Annotated in this window: 4 protein-coding genes; 1 reads left to right on the top strand and 3 read right to left on the bottom strand. The window is 72.4% G+C overall.

The features are described from left to right. The first annotated feature begins 206 nt into the window (after positions 1 to 206). Positions 207 to 1457, top strand: coding sequence for a class I SAM-dependent methyltransferase (locus ABD378_RS34935; RefSeq protein ID WP_344527770.1), 1251 nt, complete (start codon positions 207 to 209; stop codon positions 1455 to 1457). 95 nt (positions 1458 to 1552) lie between these two features. Here ABD378_RS34935 and ABD378_RS34930 read toward each other — a convergent pair whose 3' ends face one another. From ABD378_RS34930 to ABD378_RS34920, 3 genes are all read right to left on the bottom strand, one after another. Beyond that, positions 1553 to 2866 carry an RNA polymerase sigma factor gene (locus ABD378_RS34930; protein ID WP_344527768.1) on the bottom strand — a complete coding sequence of 438 codons (1314 nt, stop codon included), beginning with the start codon at positions 2864 to 2866 and terminating at the stop codon, positions 1553 to 1555. A gap of 59 nt (positions 2867 to 2925) precedes the next feature. Continuing rightward, entirely contained in the window at positions 2926 to 3282 is a 357-nt protein-coding gene (locus tag ABD378_RS34925) for a YciI family protein (RefSeq protein WP_344527766.1), read from the bottom strand. Positions 3283 to 3327: 45 nt separating this feature from the next. Next, a partial coding sequence (locus ABD378_RS34920; RefSeq protein WP_344527764.1) for an MFS transporter occupies positions 3328 to 4438 on the bottom strand: 1111 nt, incomplete at its 5' end.

The following is a 4438-nucleotide window of genomic DNA, read 5'->3' as shown; positions in this document are numbered from 1 at the left end:
TGAGCACGGCCGCCCCGGCCCGCACGCGTCCCCCCGCCCGGCCCCGCCCCGGGCTCCGTCCCGGGCTCCGTCCCGGGCCCTTCCGTCTTGGCCTGAATTCGTCGTTTTGTCGTACTAGTCGCATGGTGCCGGATCTTTGCAGCTCACGGCCCTGTTGAGGGGCCGACACCGCCGCCGGACGCGCACCATCCACCGACTGGCCCACAATGGGCCGGGTGAACGACCTCGACCGTGATCCGACTGCCCCGACCGCCCTGACCTCCTTCTCCGCGCTGCTCACCGCCGAAGGCCGGTCCCTGCTCGATCTCGACGAGGTGCGGGAGGCCGATCCGGCCCGGGAGCTGGCCGTCGCCACCCGGCTGCGCCGCGAGCACCCGGCCGAGCTGGTCACGGCGGTGCTCGCGCAGGCGCGGCTGCGGCGGCGGGCGGTGGCGAAGTTCGGCGCCGAGGACGCGGGGCGGATGTTCTTCACGCCGAACGGCGTCGAGCAGGCGACGCGCACGAGCGTGGCCGTGCACCGCGCCGAGAGCTTCAAGGCCCTCGGCGTACGCAGTGTGGCCGATCTCTGCTGCGGCATCGGCGGCGACGCGATCGCCCTCGCACGGGCCGGGATCGCCGTACTCGCCGTCGACCGCGACCCGCTGACCTGCGCCGTGGCGCGCGCGAACGCGGACGCCCTTGGCCTCGCGGACCTCATCGAGGTGCGCGAGGCCGATGTGACCGAGGTCGACACGTCCACGTACGACGCGGTCTTCGTGGACCCGGCGAGGCGTGGCGGGCGTGGCCGCATCTTCGACCCCGAGGCCTACTCCCCGCCCCTCTCCTGGGCCGTCGAGGCCGCCCGCAAGGCCCCGCACGCGGCGCTGAAGATCGCTCCCGGCATTCCGCACGAGGCGGTGCCGACCGATGCCGCGGCGGAGTGGATCTCGGACGGCGGCGACGTGAAGGAGGCCGTGCTGTGGTTCGGCACGGACACCCCGTCCTCGCACCGCGCGACGCTGCTGCCCTCGGGCGCTTCCCTGTGGTCCTCGCTCGACGCGATGCTGCCGGATCCTCAGGTACGGACGGTGGGCCGCTATCTGTACGAGCCGGACGGCGCCGTCATCCGTGCGCATCTGGTGGCGGAGGTGGCCGCGCGGGTGGAGGGGGGCCTGATCGACGAGACGATCGCGTACGTCACCTCCGACTCGCTGCACGCGACGCCGTACGCGGTGGCGTACGAGATCACCGATCAACTGCCCTTCGGCGTGAAGAAGTTGAAGGCGGTGCTGCGGGAGCGTGAGGTCGGCATCCTGACGGTGAAGAAGCGTGGCTCCGCGGTGGAACCGGAGGAGCTGCGACGAAAGGTGAAGCCGCAGGGCAAGAACGCGGCGACGGTGTTTCTGACGCGGGTGGCGGGGGCACCGGCGATGCTGATCGGGCAGCCGGTTGCCGAATTCAGCCCCTCCGGCGTTTGAGGAGCGGGGTCTGGGGCGGAGCCCCTCCGCGGCGGAGCCGCTAATAGATACAGCCGGGAAGGGGCGGGATTGGGGAGAGCCCCGCAGGGCAGCCCTTACCCGCACTCCCCCGCCCGCCCCAGCAAAATCTCCCGCTCCCGCCCATTCCGCGTAAGCCCCGCCGCCCGCTCGAACTCCCCCCGCGCCTCGGCAAGACGCCCCAGCCGCAGCAGCAGGTCACCCCGCACGCTCGGCAGCAAGTGGTAGTCCTTCAGGGCGGGTTCATCCGCGAGCGCGTCCACCAGGCGCAGCGCCTGAGCCGGGCCCGAGGCCATCGACACCGCCACCGCGCGGTTCAGTTCGATCACCGGTGACGGAGTGCGGGCGGCAAGGAGTTCGTACAGGGCGACGATCTGGGGCCAGTCCGTGTCCTCGTACGACAAGGCGTTCGCGTGGCAGGCGGCGACGGCGGCCTGGAGCTCGTAGGGGCCGGGGCCTCCCGTCGAGACGGCCCGCGCGCGGGCGAGTGCCGCGAAACCCCGCCGGATCAGCGGCTGGTTCCAGTGGCGGCGGTTCTGGTCCGCAAGGAGCACCGGCTCGCCCCGCGGGCCCGTACGCGCCGCCGTGCGGGACGCCTGGAGCTCCAACAGCGCCGCCAGGCCGTGCACTTCGCCCTCACCCGGCATCAGTCCGGCCAGCACGCGGGCGAGACGGAGCCCGTCCTCGCACAGCGACGGCCGCAGCCAGTCGTCGCCCGCCGTGGCCGCGTACCCCTCGTTGAAGATGAGGTAGATGACTTCGAGCACCGACCCGAGCCGGGCCTCGCGGTCGGCTCCGTACGGCACTTCGAAGGGCACGCCCTTGGCGGCGAGAGTGCGCTTCGCGCGCACGATGCGCTGGGCCACCGTCGCCTCGGGGACCAGCATCGCGCGGGCGATCTCCGCCGTCGTGAGGCCGCCGAGCAGCCGCAGGGTGAGCGCGATGCGGGCCTCGGCGGAGAGCACCGGGTGGCAGGCGGTGAAGACGAGGCGCAGGAGGTCGTCGTCGATGTCGTCGGGATCAGCGGGCCCGTCGAATCCGTCGGGTCCGTCGGGTCCGGCGATGTGGGGCGGGGCCGCCGTCTCCAAGTCGCGGCCCATCTCCTCCAGCTTGCGCGCGTAGCGCTCCCTGCGGCGTACGAGGTCGATGGCGCGGCGCTTGGCCGTGGTCATCAGCCAGGCGCCCGGGTTGTCGGGGACGCCTGCCCGCGGCCACTGTTCCAGCGCGGCGACCATCGCGTCCTGCGCCAGCTCCTCCGCGATGCCCACGTCGCGCACGATCCGCGCGACCCCCGCGATCAGGCGCGGGGACTCGATCCGGAAGACCGTCTCGATGGCGCGGTCAGGGCCGTCCGGGCGAGGGTGCTCTGAAGAGTGGGCCGTCACGGCCACCCATCAGAGCACCCTCCGCGAGGCGCCGCAAAGACCTGGCGCCCACGGCCGGCTCGGCCTCAGCCCTCGGCGATCTCCCGGACCTCCGCCGTCACCGTCCACTGTTCGTCGTGGATCTTCAGGAAGCGTCCGGCCCACTCGATCGCCTCGGCCTTGTCCTTGCACTGCGAGATCGAGTAACCGCCGACGACCTCCTTCGCCTCGGTGAACGGTCCGTCCGTGACGGACAGTCGGCCGCCCTCCCAGTGGACCCGGGTGCCCTCGGAGGTCGGGGTGAGGCCCGCGGTGTCGAGCATCACCCCCGCCTTGGTGATCTCTTCGAGCAGCGCGCCCATGCGCTCGCCCATCTCGGGGCTCGGGCCGCCCTCGGGAGAGTTCTTCTCGTCGATGCGGATCATCGTCAGAAAGCGCGGCATGACCGGTTCTCCATTCGGTGTGCGGGCGGGGCTTCTTCCCGCCTCTCACCCATGCGTCGAACGGGAGGCGCCCGGATCGACATCGTCCCCGAGATTCTTCGAAGAATCTTTCTGAGCAGGCGTCTGCGCAGGTGACGAGGGTGTACGCGCCGGATGAAGCACCGCCGTGGCCACCGCCGCCGCCACGAGCAGCGCCGCCGCGACGCCGAACGCCGTCGCGTACCCGTCCGCGAGCGCGCCCGGCCCCCGCTTCTCCCCCGTGACACCCGACGCCACCGTCACCAGAACGGCGAGCCCCAGCGAACCGCCCAGCTGGCGTGAACTGTTGAGCAGCCCCGATGCCATGCCCGTCTCCTCGGCGGCGACCCCGGACGTCGCCGCCGTCCCCAGCGGTACGAAGCACATGCCGATGCCGACGCTCGCCACCAGCGAGGGCCCCACGATGGACCCCAAGAAGGTGCCGCCGGGCCCGACCGTGAGGGCGAACCACACGAACCCCGCCGCACCGAGAAGACCCCCGGTCACCAGAAGCGCCCGCTCCCCGAAGCGTCCGACCTTCCGCGCCGAGATCACGGAACCGGCGACGACGCCCACGCAGAACGGCAGGAACGCCGCCCCCGCCGTCGTCGATCCGTACGACATGACCTCCTGGAGATAGAGCGAGGTGAAGTAGAAGGCGGCGAACTGCCCCGACGACATCAGCAGCGCGAAGGCGTTCGCGGAGAGCACGGGCCGGTTCCTGAGCAGGCCGAGCCGGAGCAGCGGCTCCCGTTGGCGGGACTCGACGACGGCGAATGCGACGAGCAGCACGGCCGCCGCGCCGAGGGTGCCCAGGGTCGTGCCGGATGCCCACGCGTACGTCTCCGTGCGGACGAGGCCGAGGACGAGTGTCGCCATGCCCGCCGTGACGAGGAGCGCCCCCAGCACGTCGAGGCGCGGCGCGGGCCCCGTGCGCCGGTCGGCGGGCACGCCGTGCCGCGAGAGGAGCAGCGCGGCGAGCACCACCGGGACATTGATCAGCATCACGGAGCGCCAGCCCGCCAAGTCCGTGAGCAGCCCGCCCGCCATCACGCCGACCGCACCGCCGAGCCCGCCCGCCGCGCCCCAGAGCCCGAGCGCCCGTGAACGCGCGGACCCCGCCGCGTAGTTGACGGTG

Origin of the sequence: Streptomyces rectiviolaceus, from assembly GCF_039533825.1 — a bacterium.
Lineage (GTDB): Bacteria > Actinomycetota > Actinomycetes > Streptomycetales > Streptomycetaceae > Streptomyces > Streptomyces rectiviolaceus.
The sequence above is the reverse complement of the archived record's forward strand: the minus strand, read 5'-3'. Positions and strand labels throughout refer to the sequence as shown.